At 64.6% G+C, this 17,551-nt stretch carries 14 protein-coding genes and 3 tRNA genes; 9 read left to right on the top strand and 8 right to left on the bottom strand.

Going from position 1 to position 17,551, the window contains the following annotated elements:
• The first annotated feature begins 22 nt into the window (after positions 1–22).
• The 4 genes from R2N16_RS05690 (at position 23) to R2N16_RS05675 (ending at position 5,975) form a co-directional block, all read left to right on the top strand.
• On the top strand, positions 23–1,315 hold the full coding sequence (locus R2N16_RS05690) for an MFS transporter (RefSeq protein WP_316664587.1): 1,293 nt from the start codon (positions 23–25) through the stop codon (positions 1,313–1,315).
• A gap of 10 nt (positions 1,316–1,325) precedes the next feature.
• Positions 1,326–3,737, top strand: coding sequence for a glycoside hydrolase family 31 protein (locus tag R2N16_RS05685; protein WP_316664586.1), 2,412 nt, complete (start codon positions 1,326–1,328; stop codon positions 3,735–3,737).
• A 94-nt stretch (positions 3,738–3,831) separates the two neighbouring features.
• Positions 3,832–5,040, top strand: a complete 1,209-nt coding sequence (locus tag R2N16_RS05680; protein ID WP_316664585.1) for a porin — start codon at positions 3,832–3,834, stop codon at positions 5,038–5,040.
• The gene (locus R2N16_RS05675; RefSeq protein ID WP_316664584.1) at positions 5,040–5,975 is read left to right on the top strand and encodes an aldose 1-epimerase; all 936 of its coding nucleotides are present in this window, start codon (positions 5,040–5,042) and stop codon (positions 5,973–5,975) included. The genes R2N16_RS05680 and R2N16_RS05675 overlap by 1 nt, the downstream gene beginning before the upstream one ends.
• Positions 5,976–5,989: 14 nt before the next feature.
• On the opposite strand, the gene R2N16_RS05670 is transcribed toward R2N16_RS05675, so the two are convergent.
• Positions 5,990–6,904 carry a LysR family transcriptional regulator gene (locus tag R2N16_RS05670; protein WP_316664583.1) on the bottom strand — a complete coding sequence of 305 codons (915 nt, stop codon included), beginning with the start codon at positions 6,902–6,904 and terminating at the stop codon, positions 5,990–5,992.
• Positions 6,905–7,031: 127 nt separating this feature from the next.
• Here R2N16_RS05670 and leuC point away from each other — a divergent pair, with 127 nt between their 5' ends.
• From leuC to R2N16_RS05655, 3 genes are all read left to right on the top strand, one after another.
• On the top strand, positions 7,032–8,468 hold the full coding sequence (leuC, locus tag R2N16_RS05665; protein WP_316664582.1) for a 3-isopropylmalate dehydratase large subunit: 1,437 nt from the start codon (positions 7,032–7,034) through the stop codon (positions 8,466–8,468).
• Positions 8,461–9,123 carry a 3-isopropylmalate dehydratase small subunit gene (leuD, locus tag R2N16_RS05660; RefSeq protein WP_316664580.1) on the top strand — a complete coding sequence of 221 codons (663 nt, stop codon included), beginning with the start codon at positions 8,461–8,463 and terminating at the stop codon, positions 9,121–9,123. The genes leuC and leuD overlap by 8 nt, the downstream gene beginning before the upstream one ends.
• Before the next feature lie 102 nt (positions 9,124–9,225).
• Positions 9,226–10,548: a 2-hydroxycarboxylate transporter family protein gene (locus R2N16_RS05655; protein ID WP_316664579.1), complete on the top strand. Its 1,323-nt coding sequence runs from the start codon at positions 9,226–9,228 to the stop codon at positions 10,546–10,548.
• Positions 10,549–10,702: 154 nt separating this feature from the next.
• Here R2N16_RS05655 and R2N16_RS05650 read toward each other — a convergent pair.
• Positions 10,703–10,778: transfer RNA gene (locus tag R2N16_RS05650), tRNA-Lys, on the bottom strand.
• 29 nt (positions 10,779–10,807) lie between these two features.
• A complete protein-coding gene (locus tag R2N16_RS05645) occupies positions 10,808–11,743 on the bottom strand; it encodes a LysR family transcriptional regulator (protein ID WP_316664578.1) in 936 nt (311 codons plus the stop codon).
• Between the two features lie 92 nt (positions 11,744–11,835).
• Between R2N16_RS05645 and R2N16_RS05640 the strand changes: the two genes are divergently transcribed.
• Both R2N16_RS05640 and R2N16_RS05635 read left to right on the top strand, forming a co-directional pair.
• Positions 11,836–12,939, top strand: a complete 1,104-nt coding sequence (locus tag R2N16_RS05640) for a YeiH family protein (RefSeq protein WP_316664577.1) — start codon at positions 11,836–11,838, stop codon at positions 12,937–12,939.
• A 148-nt stretch (positions 12,940–13,087) separates the two neighbouring features.
• Complete coding sequence (locus R2N16_RS05635; RefSeq protein WP_316664576.1) at positions 13,088–13,822, top strand: DUF899 domain-containing protein; 735 nt, start codon at positions 13,088–13,090, stop codon at positions 13,820–13,822.
• 43 nt (positions 13,823–13,865) lie between these two features.
• Here R2N16_RS05635 and R2N16_RS05630 read toward each other — a convergent pair.
• From R2N16_RS05630 to R2N16_RS05610, 5 genes are all read right to left on the bottom strand, one after another.
• A tRNA-Leu gene (locus tag R2N16_RS05630) sits at positions 13,866–13,956 on the bottom strand.
• 79 nt (positions 13,957–14,035) lie between these two features.
• Positions 14,036–14,111 (bottom strand) — tRNA-Asn (locus R2N16_RS05625).
• Between the two features lie 101 nt (positions 14,112–14,212).
• Positions 14,213–14,542, bottom strand: a complete 330-nt coding sequence (gene fdxA / locus R2N16_RS05620; RefSeq protein ID WP_004626101.1) for a ferredoxin FdxA — start codon at positions 14,540–14,542, stop codon at positions 14,213–14,215.
• A gap of 178 nt (positions 14,543–14,720) precedes the next feature.
• The gene (gene recJ / locus R2N16_RS05615; protein WP_316664575.1) at positions 14,721–16,415 is read right to left on the bottom strand and encodes a single-stranded-DNA-specific exonuclease RecJ; all 1,695 of its coding nucleotides are present in this window, start codon (positions 16,413–16,415) and stop codon (positions 14,721–14,723) included.
• Between the two features lie 12 nt (positions 16,416–16,427).
• On the bottom strand, positions 16,428–17,519 hold the full coding sequence (locus R2N16_RS05610) for a hypothetical protein (protein WP_316664574.1): 1,092 nt from the start codon (positions 17,517–17,519) through the stop codon (positions 16,428–16,430).
• Positions 17,520–17,551: the final 32 nt, after the last annotated feature.

Below are 17,551 nucleotides of genomic sequence, written 5' to 3'. Positions count from 1 at the left end.
GAAAGAATTGGAGACAAACACCGTGAAGACCATCAAGGGCCTGCGCTGGTGGATCATCGTGCTGGTGTGCCTGGGCACGATCGTCAACTATCTGGCGCGTAACTCGCTGGGCGTGCTTGCGCCCACGCTCAAGGACGAGCTGGGGATGAGCACCCAGCAGTATTCCTACGTGGTGGCGGCCTTCCAGGTCGGCTACACCATCATGCAGCCGGTCTGCGGTTTTATTGTCGACCTGATTGGCTTGCGTATCGGTTTTGCGTTGTTCGGTGTGTTGTGGTCGCTTGCTGGGGTGCTGCATGCGGGCGCGAGCGGCTGGTTGTCGCTGGCGGGCTTTCGCGCTTTGATGGGGCTGACCGAAGCCGCTGCCATTCCGTCGGGTATGAAGGCCGTGGCCGAATGGTTTCCGGACAAGGAAAAATCCGTTGCCGTTGGCTGGTTCAATTCGGGCACCTCGCTCGGGGCGATGTTGGCGCCGCCGCTGGTGATCTTCCTGCATCTGCGTTACGGGTGGCAGTCGGCGTTTGTGGTGACCGGCGCCCTCGGCTTCCTGTGGGCCGCGTTGTGGTTCGCGTTCTACCGTTCGCCCAAGGACCATGCCGCACTGTCCGATGCCGAACGCGAAAAGATCATCGGCGGGCAGCTCCGCCCCGTGAGTGCCGAGCGCGGCAAGCGTCCGGTCAAGGATGTCGTGACGTCGCGCCGCTTCTGGGCGATTGCGCTGGCGCGCTTCTTTGCCGAGCCGGCCTGGCAGACGTTCAGCTTCTGGATTCCACTGTATTTCGTCAACGAGCGCCACCTCGATCTGAAGGCGATCGCCATGTTCGCGTGGCTGCCGTTCCTGGCGGCTGACCTGGGCGGGCTGGCCGGCGGCTACCTGTCGCCGTTCCTGATCAAGCGTTTCCGTATCCCACTGGTGTGGTCGCGTGTGTGCGGCGTCGTGCTGGGTGCGGTCATGATGATTGGTCCGGCGTGCGTCGGGCTCGTGGCGTCTCCCTATACGGCGATTGCGTTGTTCTGCGTGGGCGGCTTTGCGCACCAGATGATCTCTGGCCTGGTCAACACGCTGTCGGCGGACGTGTTCGACCCGGAAGAGGTGGGCACCGCCAGCGGCTTTGCCGGCATGGCGGCGTGGATCGGCGGCCTGGGCTTCTCGCTGCTGGTGGGTGCGCTGGCCGACAAGGTCGGCTATGGCCCGCTGTTCGGCATGCTGGGCGCGTTCGATCTGATTGGCGCGGCGCTGCTGATCGTGCTGATTCGCGGGCAATCGCAGGAAGAGCGCGCCGCGCATCAGATGCGTCTTTCTGCTTCAAACTGAGTTGAAACCGATGTCCATGTTGAATCCCCCCCGATTCGAAGTCCAGGCGCATGAAGGCAACCGGCTGCGGCTGGCCAGCAGCGCCGGCGCTGCGATTGAACTCTTCGTGCTGGAAGAGGACATCATCCGCGTGCTCGTGCTGCCGCAGGGCGATCTGCGCGGCCCTGCCACGTGGTCGATTGCCCCGGGCGGTGACGATACACCGCTCGAAGGGCGCGACCGCCGTGACCTCAGCGGCTTCTCGCTGCCTGCGTTTGCGCTGCACACCGATGCCGACACGCTGCACGTGGAAACCAGCAAGATCCGCTTGAGCGTGGCGCTCGCTGGCGGTTTTTGCACATGGCAAATCCGCCGGGCAGGCGAATGGCAGACCGTCCTGAACGATCGCCCCACGCAGGCCTACAACTTTGGCTACTGGGACGAGCAGGTCTACCATTACGTGCGCCGCGAACCCGGCGAGATGTATTTCGGCCTGGGCGAGCGTGCCGGTGACATGAACCGGGCACACCAGCGCTACGAGATGCGCAACATCGATGCGATGGGCTACAGCGCGCGCACGACGGATCCGCTGTACAAGCACATTCCGTTCTACGTGACGTGGCACCCGGAAAACAGCACCGGCTTCGGGCTGTTCTACGACACGCTGTCCGATTGCAGCTTCGACATGGGCCGCGAACTGGACAACTATCACGGCCACTATCGCTACTTTGTCGCGCCGCATGGCGATCTCGACTATTACTTCATCGCATCGCCCGACACGCCGCTTGATGCCACGCGCCGCTTCACGTGGATGACCGGCCGCCCCGCGTGGATGCCGAAGTGGGGCCTCGGTTACTCTGGCTCGACCATGACGTACACCGACGCGCCCAACGCGCAGGAACAGATGGCCGAGTTCATCAAGGGATGCCGAGAGCACGACATCCTGTGCGATTCGTTCCACCTGTCGTCGGGCTATACGTCGATCGGGCCGAAGCGCTACGTCTTCAACTGGAACACAGATAAGTTCCCGGATGCGCGCGGCTTTGTCCAAAGCTATCTGGACGCCGGTATTCGCCTGTGCCCGAACATCAAGCCGTGCCTGCTGCGCGATCACCCGAAATTTGAAGAAGCCAAGGAAGCCGGCCTGCTGATTTGCGATGCAAACGGTGAGCCGGCCTGGGTGCAATTCTGGGATGAGGTAGGCGCGTATCTCGACTTCACCAACCCGAAAACGCTCGATTGGTGGAAGGGCAACGTCAAGAGCGCGCTGCTCGAATACGGCATGGCGTCCACCTGGAACGACAATAACGAGTTCGAAGTCTGGACGCCCAACGCATTCGCCCACGGGTTCGGCAAGAAGGCGCCCATCCGTGAAGCCAAAGTGCTGCACACGATGCTGATGATGCGCGCCTCGCGCGAAGCGCAACTGGAGTTCGCGCCGCAGCGTCGGCCGTTCCTGGTGTCGCGCTCGGGCGGGGTCGGCATGCAGCGTTATGTGCAGACGTGGTCCGGCGACAACTACACCTCGTGGGAAACGCTGCGCTACAACCTGAAGATGGGCTTGGGGCTCGCGCTGTCGGGCGTCTCGAACATCGGCCACGACATCGGCGGGTTTGCGGGCCCGGCGCCGTCGCCCGAGTTGCTGGTGCGCTGGGTAGCGTTTGGCGTGTTCATGCCGCGCTTCTCCATCCACTCGTGGAACGACGACAAGACCGTCAACGAGCCGTGGATGTATCCGCAGGCCACCTCGCAAATCGCCTCGCTGATCAAGCTGCGCTATCGGCTGATTCCGTATCTGTACGAACTGCTGTGGCAATCCACACAGGCTTACGAGCCCGTGCTGCGTCCCACGTTTGCCGAGTTCCCGAACGATCGCCGCTGCTACGCCGAGTGCGATGACATGATGCTCGGCACGTCGCTGCTGGTGGCGCCTACGGTGGACGAAGGGCAGACCGAGCGCACCGTCTATCTGCCGGCCGGCGCACGCTGGGTGTCGTACTGGAGCGGCGAGGCCTTCGACGGCGGGCAGGTCATCACGCTGCCTTCGCCTTGGGACCAGCCGGTCATGCTGATTCGCGAGGGCGGTGTGATCGCACTGAACGTGGCGGAGCAGCATTTTGACCAGCGCGCCGATCAGCGCGGCTTCCTGGTCGTGCCCATGCACGGCGTTGGCGAGGCCGCTGGCGGCTGCATTGAAGACGACGGCGAAACCGAAGCGTGGCGCAGTGGCGAGCAGGGACGTTGGAGCGTGCGTGCAGTGTCTGACGCGCAAGCCATCACGCTGCACGTATCGCGCGAAGGCAAGATGCCGTCGCACGCCGACACGGTGGAGATTCACCTGCCCGCCGGTGATGCGCGGCCAGTGCAGACGCCGCATGCCCGCGTGCTGGAAACCGTTGTTGTAGGTGGCTGGCGCCGCCTGACGTTGCAATTGCCGGCCTAGTGCCGCATCCTCGCTTCGCATCACGTTCGGGGCCCGCAGAGGCCCGGTGATGCGCGGTGTTCCCTTGGTGCAGGAGATTTCCGAGATAACAACGATGAAAACCACACGAGCCAAACGTTCCCGTTCCCTCACTCCGGTCTACGTATCGGCTGCGCTGCTTTGCGCAGGCGCTTCGATGCAGGCCGCAGCGCAAACGTCGGTCACGCTGTATGGCGTGGTCGACAATGCGTTCGCCTATTCGAGCAACCAGGGCGGGCACTCCAACACCTACATCAACTCGGGTGCCTTGCTGGCCAGCAAGTTCGGCCTGTATGGCACGGAAGACCTGGGCGGCGGCAATACGGCGCTGTTCCGGCTGGAGAGCGGCTTCAATGCCGACACGGGTCAGCAAGCCCAAGCCGGGGTCATCTTCAACCGTCAGGCCTACGTCGGCCTGAGCAACACCAATTATGGCCAGGTCACGCTGGGTCGTGCGTACACGCCGTACTTCCAGTACGTCGCATCGCTGGGCCCGACCAACGTGCTGACGGGTGCCACTGGCGCGCACCCCGGCGATGTGGACGCGTTGGATACCACGCTGCGCTTCAACAATTCCATCACCTACACCACGCCGGTGTGGGGCGGTCTGCAAGCGGGCGTGCAATACGGCTTTGGCGAGCAAGCCGGCAGCGTTTCGAACGGCAGCAGCGTCAGCACCGCGCTGCGCTATGACTACCAGGCCTTCTCGTGGGGCGCGGGCTATACGCGCCTGAAAAACGTATCGAGCGGCACGACGGCCGGCAACTTCAGCAACGTCGGAACGTTCGCCAACAATTCGCCGGTCAACTCCGGCTATGCCACGGCCGACTCTGCCCAACTCATCGCCACGGCAGCGCGCTATACGTTCGGCAAGCTGATGGTGGGACTGAACTACTCGAACGTTCAGTACAAGCCGGGGGCGCTGTCGCTGTTCACCCAATCGGCCACGTTCAATACGGTGGGCGCCATTGCCACCTACGATCTGACGCCGGCATTGCGGCTCGCCTTCGGCTACAGCTACACGGCTGAGAAGGCGCGCAACGGTATCAGCTCGCCCGCCAAGTACAACCAGTTCTCGATGGAGCAGTTGTATTCGCTGTCCAAGCGCACCGCGTTCTACGCGATCCAGGCGTATCAGCGCGCCAATGGCCAGACGCTGCGCGCTTCGGGGACGAGCACCTCCATCGTCGATGCGGTGGCGTCGGTGGGTGACTCGCAGAACGGCACGCCGTCGAACGGGCGCAGCCAGTTCGTGGGCATGGTTGGCATTCGGCATTCGTTCTGATGCACAGCAAGACTTGGCTTGCACCGGGAGCGGTGCATAGGCTGCAGGCCGGCGCATTGACGATGGATGTCGCGCCAGCCGCGGGTGGCCGCATTGCCTTGCTGGCTTCGGCCGGCGAGGGCGGGCGGCGTGTCGACTGGCTGGCGCCGATGTCGGCCGATTGCCTGCGCGACGGCTTCGAGGGCCTGGCGTGGCCCAAGGCCGGGTGCTACCCGCTGCTGCCGTTCTCCAACCGCATCCGCGACGGGCGCTTCCATTGGGGCGGCCGCGAGATCCGTCTCGCGCCGCATCCGGGCCAGGCGCATGCCATGCATGGATTGGCGCATGCGCGTGCCTGGACAGTGGAGCAGTGCACGGCATCGTCGATCGAACTCGGCTTGCGCTATGTGCCCGAGGCAGACAACTGGCCCTGGCCGTTCACCGCCACGCAGACGCTGATGCTGAGCGAATCCGGTCTGGATGCCGTCATGACCCTGCGCAACGACGGCGACAGCAGCATGCCGGCCGGGGGTGGTTTCCATCCGTACTTCGCGCGCACGCCCGATACGCGCGTGCAGTTCGATGCTGCGACGATGTGGCCGACCGACGCGGGTGAAGTCGCCATCCGCCGCGAGCCGATCACGCTGCAGGAAGATTTCCGCCACGCGCGCGCATTGCCGGATGCGGCGCTCAGCGTCTACTACAGCGAATGGCGGCAGCGTGCCGTGGTGTCGTGCGCAGGCGGCGTGCTCACGCTGAGCGCCCAGGACCCGCTCGACCACTTCATCCTGCACGCACCGCACGCGCAGCCGTATTTCTGCCTGGAGCCCATATCGCACGTGGCCGATGCGATCAATCTCGCGGCGCAGGGATGGGAAGGCACGGGCCTGCGCGCTTTGGCGCCGGGCGAGACGATGCACATGCGCATGCAACTGCGCATCGAAACAACGGCCTGAAAGGCGACGCCGCGCTAGCGGCGCTCGCCCGCCCACGCGGCTTCCTTGCCGAACCAGTCCGTCAGAAAGTCGATAAACGCGCTGACCTTGGCCGACAAGTTGGCGCGTTCCGGATACACCGCAAAGATGTCCGCCACGGGCAGCGTCCACTCCGCCAGCACGGGCACCAGCCGGCCGGCGCGCACGTGCTCGTGGATGTCCCATTCCGATCGCATCAGGATGCCGTAACCGGCCAGGGCCCAGAGCACGCCCGTTTCGCCGTCGTTTGTGCTGAGCACACCCCGCACCTTGATGGTTTCTTGCCGACTGCCGCGCGTGAGGTACCACGTGCCGTAAGCGGCGTCGCTCTCGCGCAGCACGATGCACTGATGCGATTGCAGATCGCGCGGCACCTGTGGCATGCCCGCGCGTTCGAGGTAGTCGGGCGAAGCGCACAGCACGCGTTTGTTGCTCACGATCTTGCGCGCCACCATGCGCGAATCCGGCACCGTGCCGAACCAGATGCCGATGTCGAACGCTTTGTCGGTCAGGTTGACGGAGCGGTCGGTCAGTTCAAGCTGCACCTCCACATCCGGATAACGCCGCGCGAATTCCGCAATGGCGGGCGCCACATGCCGTCGCCCGAAGCCGAACGTGGCGTTGATGCGCAGCAAGCCCTTGGGCGTGCCCCGGCTGGCGGAGACCGTCTGCTCCAGTTCCTGCAGTTCTTCGAGCAGGCGCGCGCCGGTGGCCAGATAGATTTCACCTTCGTGTGTCACGCTCAGCCGCCGTGTGGTGCGGTTCAGCAGCCGTACGCCGAGCCGCTTTTCCAACTGCGCCAGGCGCGCCGTCATGGCGGGGGGTGTCACGCCAAGCTCGCGCGCCAGCGCGGCCAGCGAACCTTGTTTGACGAGCTGGGTAAAAAACTCCAGATCCGAGACGCGATCCATTATTCAGATAAATTAAAGAATAGATGAAGACATGCGCCAATTATAAAACCAGATCGCATGTCTACACTTCCTCTCGCCAGTGGTCCGGGTCCGATCGGTAAGACCGGCCACGCGAATTGGAGGAAGCATGGCGAAGACGCTGTATCAGAAGCTGGTCGAATCCCACACCGTTGCCCAGCTCGATGCGCAGAACGTGCTGCTGTACGCAGACCTGCACATCATGAACGAGTACACCAGCCCGCAGGCCTTCGCCGGCTTGGCCGAAGCGGGCCGCACGGTGGCCGTGCCGGGCCAGCAGATGGCGGTGGTGGACCACATCATCCCCACGCACCCCGTGCGCGTGCGGGTCATCCAGGACCCCGCGTCGGCGCTGCAGGCGTCCAACCTGGCGAAGAACTGCCGCGCGCACGGCATCGTCCTGTTCGACACCAACGACGCGCTGCAAGGCATCGAACATGTGATCGCGCCCGAGCTGGGCATGATCCGCCCGGGCATGGTGGTGCTCTGCGGAGACAGCCACACGACCACCTATGGCGCGTTCGGCGCGCTCGGCTTTGGCATCGGCACGTCCGAGGTGGAGCACGTGCTGGCCACGCAGACGCTGGTCTACCGGCTGGCGCAGGACATGCACATCCGCGTGGATGGTGAGCTGCCCGTCGGCACCACGGCCAAAGACTTGATCCTGCACATCATCAGCCGCATCGGCGCGCAAGGCGCACGCGGCTATGTGGTCGAGTTCACGGGCAGTGCGATTGCCGCGCTCTCCATGGAGGCGCGCATGACCCTGTGCAACATGGCTGTCGAGGCCGGTGCACGCGGCGCACTGATTGCGCCTGACGCCAAGGTCACGCGCTACGTGCTCGAACATGCGCGTGATGTGGCTCACACCCACGCGAGCGCAGCGCTGGCGGATTGGCGGCAGTTGTTCAGCGATGCGGATGCGCACTTCGACGCCGAGCATGTCTTTGACGCGAGCGATGTTGCACCGTACGTGACATGGGGCACCAGCCCCGATCAGGCGATTCCCATCACCGGCAAGATTCCGCAGCCTGAGGCGGCCAAGGACGTGGCGACGCGCGCTGCCACGGTCCAGGCATTGCGCTACACGGGCCTGGTGGCCGGTACCGCCATCGAAGGCGTGCCGGTGCAACGCGTGTTCATCGGTTCGTGCACGAATGCGCGCATTGAAGACCTGCGCGCCGTGGCCGGCATCGTCAAGGGGTACAAGGTGGCGCCCGGCGTGCGTGCCATGGTGGTGCCGGGTTCGGGCGCCGTGCGCGTGCAGGCTGAGCAGGAGGGCATTGCCGACATCCTGATCGCCAGCGGCTTTGAATGGCGACAGCCGGGCTGCTCGATGTGCCTGGCCATGAATGACGATTTTCTCGCCCCCGGCGAGCGCTGCGCCTCCACCACCAACCGCAACTTTGAAGGGCGTCAGGGGCGGGGTGGCATCACGCATCTGATGAGCCCGGCCATGGCGGCGGCCGCTGCCATTACCGGCCGCATCACCGACGTTCGCCAACTGCAACAGCAACCGGAGCAAGCAGAGGCTGCCCATGTCTGACACCAAATACATCGAGGGCATGGCCGCCCCGCTGCCCACGCCCAACCTCGACACCGATCAGATCATGCCCAAGCAGTTCCTGCGCGGGATCGACAAATCGGGGCTGGACAAGGGCCTGCTCTACGACTTGCGCTACGACGCCCATCACCGGTTGCGCAGCGATTTTGTGCTGAACCTGCCGGCGTATCAGGGCACTTCCATCCTTGTGGGCGGCAGCAACTTCGGTTGCGGTTCCAGCCGCGAGCACGCGGTGTGGGGCCTGCAGCAATTTGGCATCCGCGCCGTCATCGCACCGAGCTTTGGCGAGATCTTCTACAGCAACGCAATGAACAACCGCCTGCTGGTGGTGATGCTCGACGAGGCGGATGTGGAGCGCATCCTGGCCGACGTGTCGGACGCGGCCACGAGCCGCATCGCCATCGACGTGGAATCGATGACCGTGCGCAGCCACAGCGTGGAGGTGCCGTTCACGCTGTCCGAGCGCCATCGCCACATGTTCCTGCACGGGCTCGACATGATCGGCGCGACGCTCGCGCGCTGGAACGACATCAACGCCTTTCAGCAGGCGCACTGGAACGCGCGCCCGTGGCTGCGCGACATCGCGGCGACCACCCGCGCACGCCTGGCAGCGATGACGCCGGGCAGCAGCCTTTGAGTGTTTGGCAGCGCGTTTTTTGAAAACCCACACAGCGACGCCGGCGCCTACCCACCTCGCTTGAAGACGAGGCGCGCCGCGCGGCTGATTCAGGAGACCATCATGGAAGCATCCATCCGGGCGCAGGACGACACGCGCATGGGCTTTTGGCGCACGCTCACCGGTTACAGGATCGGGCCGTTGCCTCTTCCCGTGTACACCACGATTGCCGTCATCACGCTGCTCGCGACGCTCAACAAGAAACTGCCCAACGACATGATCGGCGGCCTTGCCGTACTGATGCTGCTCGGTTTCCTGCTGGGCGAGATCGGCGCGCGGCTGCCGGTGTTCAAGCACATTGGCGGCGCGGCCATCCTGTGCCTGTTCGTGCCCTCGGCGCTGGTGGGCTACAAGGTGATCGACCCCGAGATGCTGAAGGCGCTCACCACCACCATGAAGACCGCCAACCTGCAGTACCTGTACATCGCGTGCCTGGTGGCGGGCAGCATCCTGGGGATGAGCCATCGGGTGCTGGTGCAGGGTTTCATGCGGATGTTCATTCCACTGCTGATCGGCACGTTGGCGGCGGTCGTGGCGGGCGTGACGGTCGGCCTGTTCTTCGGCTATGACCCCAAACACACGTTCTTCTTCATCGTCATCCCGATCGTCGGGGGCGGTATTGGCGAAGGCATCCTGCCGCTGTCGATCGGGTACGCCGAGATTCTTGGCCGACCGCAGGCCGAGCTGATTGCCATGCTGGTGCCGGCGGCGCTCCTGGGCAACGTTGTCGCCATCCTCTCGAGCGGCGTCCTCAAGTCGCTGGGTGAGAAGCGGCCGCACCTGACGGGCGATGGAGATCTCGTCAGATCCGGCAACGGCGCCGATCTGCTGCGCAACGATCACGCCGAGGCGCCGCTCCATCTGGGCCTCATGGGCGCCGGCCTGCTGATCAGCTGTGCGTTCTTCATCTTCGGTGCGCTGCTGTCGCGCTTCACGGGGATTCCCGGCCCGATCCTGATGATCGTCAGCGCGGCGCTGCTGAAGGTGTCCAAGGTGCTGCCGCAGAACATGGAGCTGGGCGCTTACCAGATGTACAGGTTCGTCTCGACCAACCTGACGTTCGCGATTCTTGTCGGCCTTGGCGCGCTGTTCGTCTCGTGGAAAGAGCTGGTGGCTGCGTTCACGCCGGGCTATTTCGCGATCTGCGCGGCGACGGTGCTGGCGCTGGTGGCGTCAGGCTTCTTCGTCGGCAAATGGTTGGGGATGTATCCGGTGGAGTCGGGCATCGTTACCGCGTGCCATAGCGGGTTGGGCGGCACGGGCGATGTGGCGATTCTCTCGGCCTCAAATCGCATGGGTCTGATGCCGTTTGCGCAGATATCCACGCGCATCGGCGGGGCCGCGATGGTGGTGTTCGCGACGATTCTGCTCAAGCTGCTGCACTGAGCGGGGGAGAAGTCTTGTGAACGATCGGCCGGCGTCAGAAGCGTCGGCCGCTTTGTTTTCCGCACACCGAAACGGAAGCGCGCCGCGAATTGGCAAAATGAAATTGCGCAAATGAAAAAGGCCCGACAGTTGCCTGTCGAGCCTTTTTAAAACCTGGTGGGGCGTGAGTGACTCGAACACTCGACCTACGGATTAAGAGTCCGCTGCTCTACCAACTGAGCTAACGCCCCGCGAAGAAACGAGACTATATCAACCTTTTTTAGATCGCGCTAGTCCCTCGCGCGAATTTTTTCGAATCGGTGGTGTGACTGCGTAGCACGTCGATGAATTGAGCGAGCCCGTGCGTCGGATGCTTGTCGCGATGGCGCACGATAAGCAGCGGCCGGGCGATGCGCGGCAGTCCGCTGTCCACCTCCACCAGGCGGCCGTCGCGCAACGCATCGCCCACCACGTGGCGCGACAGGCAACTGATGCCGTAGCCTGCCGCCACCGTGCGCTGAATGGCTTCGGAGTGACCGAGTTCGAGCGCCACATGCAGCGGCCCCACCACAGAAGCAATGCGGCTGTCGATAAGCTCGCGCGTACCGGAGCCGGGTTCGCGCATCAGCCAACCTGCTTCGCGCAGCGCTGCGTGTGAGACGGGCCCGCTCCCCTGGGTGAGCGGGTGCCCCGGCGCGGCCACGATCACCATTTCATCGTCGATCCACGTTTCGATCTCCAGAGCCTCGCCGCGGCAGGTGCCCTCAATCAGGCCGATGTCCACCTCGAAGCGCTGCACGGCGTCGACCACGTCCTGCGTGTTGCCGATCAGCACGTCCAACTGGCTGTCGGGTGCGATCTCGTGCCGAAAATTTGCCAGCAGGACGGGCAGCACGTAGTTGCCGATCGTGCTGCTGGCCGCGAGCTTCAGGCGCACGTTGGGCTGGGCAGTTGCGTGTTCCAGCGCATCGGCGTGATCGAGCAGCGCCTGCGCTTGCGGCAGAAGCTGCCGGCCCAGCGCGTTCAGATGCAGGCGCCGTGCATGCCGGTCAAACAGCGGGTGCCCGAGCGTGGATTCCAGCTCCGACAGCGCCGCACTGACGGCCGATTGCGACAGGCCGAGGACCTCGCCGGCGGCGGTGGTCGTCTCGCTCTGGGCGATGGCGGCGAAGACGGCCCACTGCCGCAGTGTGACGCGAGGCGCTTTGTTATCCATAAAAGTGGTTGGAATTACGAAAATTACCTGTTTTACATGTTATCACGGCCCGCATATCGTTATGCGCATAACGAATATGCAAGGCGAATGTGATGACGATTGCACAGAAGCAGTTGGCGCCCCAGCGTGTGGCAGCGGGATTCGATGGGCGGACGCTCGCCGGCGTGGTGGTGTTGTTTGGGTGTGCGGGCGTTGCGGTGGCGCTCGGCGCAATGCCGTGGGCGGGGCATCTTGGCTTGAGCGCGCTGACGCTCGCCATCCTGCTCGGCATGGCCGTGGGCCATGTCCCTGGGCACCAGCGTTGGCTGACGCCGAGGGCAATCCAGTTTGCGCGCCACACGCTGCTGCGCACTGGCGTGATTCTCTACGGCGCGCGGCTGACGCTGGCGCAGATCCAGGATCTGGGCACGTCGGGCGTGGTGATTCCGCTGGCGGTATTGGCCGCGACGATGCTTGCCGGGACGTGGATCGGCACGCGCTGGTTTCGCCTCACGCGCTCGCAAGCCGTGCTGGTGGCGGCCGGCAGCGCGGTGTGCGGGGCGGCGGCCGTGCTGGCCGTTGCGCCAGCGGTGAAGGCGTCGCCACGCGAAACGGCTGTGGCGATTGCCAGCGTGGTGCTGTTCGGCACGATCGGCATCTTCCTGTATCCGTGGCTGTACGCGCTTGCGGCGCATGCGGGTACGGCCATCACGCCGGAGCACTTTGGCGTCTACATCGGTTCGACGATGCACGAGGTCGCGCAGGTGATTGCCGCTGCGCGTCCGTTGGGCGACGATGCCACCAACGCGGCCGTCGTCAGCAAGATGGTGCGCGTGCTGGCGCTGGCCCCGCTGCTCGTGGTGCTGGCGTGCACAACGCCCGCTGAAGGCCAGGCTTGCGCTTCGGCGTCGCACGAAGATGCGCTCCGCAAAGCCGCCGGCCATGCGTGGAAAGCGATGCCCTGGTTTGCGGTGGGCCTGCTGATCGTGACGCTGCTGAATTCTGCCGGTGCGATCCCTGGCGCATGGCATGCCCCGATCGACGCTATCGATACCGCCATGCTGGCCTGTGCGATGTTTGCCATCGGTACGCAAACGCATGTGCCGATGCTGCTGAAGTCTGGTGTGCGTCCGCTGCTGTGCGCTGCTGTGCTGTGGGTTGGGCTGGTGGGCGGCGGCGCGCTCATCAACGTGGGCGTGCGCTGTCTTGTGGGCTGATCCGGCACCTGAAGTTGCATGTGCAGAGACGGCTGATGCTCTTCCATGGCGCACAAGTCGCATCCGGTTGGCGACTTGCGCGCCGCGGCTTTTCAATCGCGTGAGGCCGCCTAGTATGAAGTCCTGTGTCTTAGACAAAGGGGCGATCATGCAAGCGCATCCCGTAGTTTCAAGAGACGAATGGCTGATCGAGCGCCGGGCGCTGCTGGCCCGCGAGAAGGAGGCCATCCATCTGCGCGATGCCATCAACGCCGAGCGTCAGGCGCTACCGTGGGTCAAGGTCGACGCGCAATACGTGTTCGAGTCGCCTGAGGGCAAGAAGACGCTGGCCGAGCTGTTCGACGGTCGCAGCCAGTTGATGGTCTACCACTTCATGCTCGGCCCCGACTGGGATGCGGGCTGCCCCGGATGCTCCTTCCTCTCCGACCATGTGGATGGAATGCTCCCGCATCTGAACCACCATGACGTGACGTTCGTCGCGGTATCGCGCGCGCCGATGGACAGGATCACCGCCTACAAGAAACGCATGGGTTGGCAATTCCCGTGGGTGTCGTCGTTCGGCACGACGTTCAACCACGACTATCGCGTGAGCTTCTCACCCGACGAACTCGCAAGCGGCTCGGTCGACTACAACTACACCGCCACGCCGCGCGAGGAAGCCCACGACGAATTGCCGGGCATGAGCGCGTTTTACAAGGACGAGGCGGGCAACGTCTTCCACACGTACTCGACCTATGCACGCGGCTTGGAAGACATGGTAGGTACGCTGCTGCTGCTCGATCGCGCGCCGCTCGGCCGCAACGAGACCGGCCCCATGTCATGGGTGCGCCGTCATGACGAATACGAAGAGGCACCGAAGGCGCACGCGTGCTGCGCGTCGTAAGGCGCTGGGGCAGAAGGGGGGCGAGGGGAGGTGAAGAAGAGATTGGTGCCCGAGGCCGGGATCGAACCGGCACGCGCCGATTAGGGCGCAGCGGATTTTAAGTCCGCGGTGTCTACCAATTTCACCACTCGGGCTTGGGGCGGGTGCAAACAATACACGACACCGATGCCACAAATGAAAACGCCCCGCACGAAGCGAGGCGTTTTGTTATTTTGGCTCCCCGACCTGGGCTCGAACCAGGGACCTACGGATTAACAGTCCGGCGCTCTACCGACTGAGCTATCGGGGAATCGCTGCAACAGCGAAGAAATGAATTCTAGCTAGTTTCCGATCTGCCCGTCAACACCTTTTTTTGCGATGCACTACAAAAAGTGTGTCGAGCAAGTTCGCTCAGCCGCGGTCGAGGTACTGCTCCTTGTCCTTCACGTCCTTCCAGTCGTCTGCGTCGGGCAAGGGTTGCTTGGTCTTGGTGATGGACGGCCAGCCGGCTTGTGCAAGCTCGACATTGATGGCGATCCACTTCTGCTGATCGGCGGGCACATCTTCTTCGGCGTAGATGGCGTTGACCGGGCATTCGGCCACGCAGACGGCGCAGTCGATGCACTCGTCCGGATCAATCGTCAGGAAGTTCGGGCCTTCACGGAAGCAGTCGACGGGGCAGACGTCCACGCAGTCGGTGTACTTGCAGCGGACACAGCTTTCGGTAACGACGTGAGTCATTTCGCTTGGAAGTTGAAGCTAGGAATTCGTGGGGCGCGCGGTCATGGATGCTTGTGCGTCTCCATGCCGGCAATCCCGCATTGTAACGCACCGGCCGTGCCAGACTGCGGCGTCATCTGCGTGCCGTCAGACAGTTTTGGCATGTGTTTATGCGCAGGCGCAAGGTTTGGCCAATCCGCTATTGCGCATGCTCGATCACCATCTGCACGCGCGTGATGCCGTTGAAGGTGTTGTTGTCGAGCCGATAGGCCACATAGGCGGAGGCGCCGAGCGGCTCGGCGTGGTTGAACCAAATGGCGTCGAAATGCTGCTTGCCCCGGCCCAGCTTGAGCTTGAGGTGCTTTTCCTTCAGCACGGCCTGCGACAGCACATCGAACTCGCCGCAGAAGCTCGGCGCCGGAAAACCCTGACCCCAGACCTGGGTTTCGAGCAACTCGACGAACTGCGGCGTGAAGCATTCCGGGTCGGCTTCGCCATCGGTTTCGAGCACGCGCGAGAGCAGAGCCTCGGTCAGCCATTCGCGGCCGACCGCCTCGAAGGTGGCGACGAATGTCTCGAAGCCGTCTTCGCGCAGCGTGAGCCCCGCCGCCATGGCGTGGCCGCCAAACTTGACGATCAGCCCCGGGCTGCGCTTGTGAACGGCGTCCAGCGCATCGCGCAGGTGGAAGCCCGGAATCGAGCGGCCCGAGCCCTTGATGACGCCATCGTCGCCGGGCGCGAAGGTGAAGACCGGGCGGTGGAATTTGTCCTTGATGCGCGACGCGACGATGCCGATCACGCCTTGGTGCCACGTCTCGTTGTAGACCGCGATGGTGTGGCGGCCCGCGCCGTCGATGGCGTTCATGCTGTCGAGGATGGCGAGCGCTTCCTGCTGCATGCCGGCTTCGATCTCCCGGCGCTCGCGGTTCATGCCGTCGAGTTCTGCGGCGATGGACATGGCGCGGTCGTAGTCGTCGGTGAGCAGGCATTCGATGCCGAGCGACATGTCGGCCAGGCGCCCAGCGGCGTTCAGGCGCGGGCCAAGGCCGAAGCCGAGATCGAACGTCGACGCGCGACGCGCCTCGCGGCCAGCCACGCGGAATAACGCGGCGATGCCCGGACACATCCGCCCGGCGCGCATGCGCTTGAGGCCTTGCGCGACCAGCAGGCGGTTGTTGGCGTCGAGCTTGACCACGTCGGCCACGGTGCCGAGCGCCACCAGGTCGAGCAGCGCATCGAGGCGCGGCTGATCCTGCGGCGTGAACACACCGCGCCTGCGCAATTCCGCCCGCAGGGCCAGCAGGACGTAGAACATCACGCCGACACCCGCCAGATTCTTGCTCGGGAAGCCGCAGCCCGGCTGGTTCGGGTTGACGATCACACGCGCCTCGGGCAACTGCGCGCCGGGCATGTGGTGGTCCGTCACGACCACGTCGATACCCAGCGCGTTGGCGGCCGCCACGCCCGCCACGTCAGCGATGCCGTTGTCGACGGTGACCAGCACGTCCGGCTTCTCGCGCGAGGCGAGTGCCACGATTTCGGGCGACAGGCCGTAGCCGTACTCGAAGCGGTTCGGGACGATGTAGCTGACCTGCGCGCCCAGCATGCGCAAGCCGCGCACGCCCACGGCGCAGGCGGTGGCGCCGTCGCAGTCGTAGTCGGCAATGATCAGCATGCGCTTGTTGGCGGCGATGGCGTCGGCGAGGTAGCGCGCTGCGCCGTCAATACCCTTGAGTTGCGCGGGGGGCAACAGGTCGGTCAGTTCGGTCGACAGTTCGTCGGGGCGGGCGACGCCTCGGGCAGCAAGGATGCGCGCCAGGACGGGATGGATGCCGTGGCCGGCCAGCGTGGTGGCGGCGTCAGCGGAATGCGAACGGACAGCGATGCGGGTCATGCAGGATCAGGCTCAGGCGGGCATGGAAAGCGGGGACAGCGCGTCGCGCAAGGTGCGCGGGCGACTCAGTGGGTGGCTCAAGCGGCGCAGCCAGCCGAACGGGCCATTGGCGAGTTCACGGCGGGTGACGCGGTAGCGGGCGTAGTGCGAGTCGCCAGTCAGCACGAGCGAGACGGCGTCGATGCGGCCGTCGGCCAGCGCATCGGCGGCGGGGGTGAACCAGTCGCGGTCATAGGCGCGCAGGGTTTCGATCCAGTCGTACCAGTCGGCGGAGAGATACGGCTTGCCGGCGTCGCCCAGCAGAGCGGCGGCGCTCGTGTCGTCGAATGGCACGGCGGCTAGTGTTTCCGCACACAGTTCGGTGGCGTTGCTGGCGTGGCACAGGCCGGCGAAGAACGGATCGGAGCCGATCATGCGTTCGGCAATGGGGCGGGCATCGACCAGCGCGCCCTGGCCGAATAGCCAGACCGAATTGACCGGCAGCAGGCCACGCGCCTCGCGCGCCTGATTGACGGGGTGGTCGTACCAGGTCATCTGGATCTCGTTCTGGAACTTGCGCCAGGCGCGTTCCTGCTCGCCCTTGTGCATCCAGATGTCGATGTTGTGGCCGCTGGCGCGCTGCGGCGCAGCGGCAATGAGGTCGCCAAAAGGCGAATCGGCCACGTACCAGCGCGCGGCGTGCGTCGCATCGAGCGTGATGCCCATCTCGGCAACCAGCGGGGCGATGGCGGCGCGCAGGGCGTCGGCGTCGGCGGCTTCCAGGCGCAGCTGGGCCGGGTCGAGCATCACCAGATGGTCCCGGGCGGCGTGGATGTGGACCGGCTGCAGGCAGGCCCAGGTGCGCGTGTCGGCGCTGCCGCCGTCCGCCAGGCGCATATAAGGCGCCGACGGCAGCGGAGAAATGGGTAGCCCGGCATGCGCAGCCAGCCAGCGCTCGTGCGGCAGGGTAGGCAGGTAGGCGTCGTCGTGGCGCTCGCGTTCCGTCTCGCGCGCACGCGCGAGCAACCTTTCCAGGCCCGGCAAGGTCAATTGACGGTAAGCATCGTCCGCTACCTCGGCAGCGGGCGCGCAAAACGGGACAATCAGGGTGAGTTCAGGAATCATGGCTCCGAGATTGTAAACTTCCGGCTGGTCGG

Origin of the sequence: Ralstonia psammae, assembly GCF_958405935.1 — a bacterium.
Classification (GTDB): Bacteria; Pseudomonadota; Gammaproteobacteria; order Burkholderiales; family Burkholderiaceae; genus Ralstonia; species Ralstonia psammae.
This window is presented reverse-complemented; position numbering and strand designations above follow the sequence as displayed.

Bases quoted from the DNA above. Each gene is read 5' to 3' on its own strand.
- R2N16_RS05685 (WP_316664586.1), top strand. From the start codon at position 1,326: ATGTCCATGTTGAATCCCCCCCGATTCGAAGTCCAGGCGCATGAAGGC.
- R2N16_RS05675 (WP_316664584.1), top strand. From the start codon at position 5,040: ATGCACAGCAAGACTTGGCTTGCACCGGGAGCGGTGCATAGGCTGCAG.
- R2N16_RS05680 (WP_316664585.1), top strand. From the start codon at position 3,832: ATGAAAACCACACGAGCCAAACGTTCCCGTTCCCTCACTCCGGTCTAC.
- recJ (WP_316664575.1), bottom strand. From the start codon at position 16,415: ATGACCCGCATCGCTGTCCGTTCGCATTCCGCTGACGCCGCCACCACG.
- R2N16_RS05645 (WP_316664578.1), bottom strand. From the start codon at position 11,743: ATGGATAACAAAGCGCCTCGCGTCACACTGCGGCAGTGGGCCGTCTTC.
- fdxA (WP_004626101.1), bottom strand. From the start codon at position 14,542: ATGACTCACGTCGTTACCGAAAGCTGTGTCCGCTGCAAGTACACCGAC.
- R2N16_RS05635 (WP_316664576.1), top strand. From the start codon at position 13,088: ATGCAAGCGCATCCCGTAGTTTCAAGAGACGAATGGCTGATCGAGCGC.
- R2N16_RS05655 (WP_316664579.1), top strand. From the start codon at position 9,226: ATGGAAGCATCCATCCGGGCGCAGGACGACACGCGCATGGGCTTTTGG.
- leuC (WP_316664582.1), top strand. From the start codon at position 7,032: ATGGCGAAGACGCTGTATCAGAAGCTGGTCGAATCCCACACCGTTGCC.
- R2N16_RS05640 (WP_316664577.1), top strand. From the start codon at position 11,836: ATGACGATTGCACAGAAGCAGTTGGCGCCCCAGCGTGTGGCAGCGGGA.
- R2N16_RS05610 (WP_316664574.1), bottom strand. From the start codon at position 17,519: ATGATTCCTGAACTCACCCTGATTGTCCCGTTTTGCGCGCCCGCTGCC.
- leuD (WP_316664580.1), top strand. From the start codon at position 8,461: ATGTCTGACACCAAATACATCGAGGGCATGGCCGCCCCGCTGCCCACG.
- R2N16_RS05670 (WP_316664583.1), bottom strand. From the start codon at position 6,904: ATGGATCGCGTCTCGGATCTGGAGTTTTTTACCCAGCTCGTCAAACAA.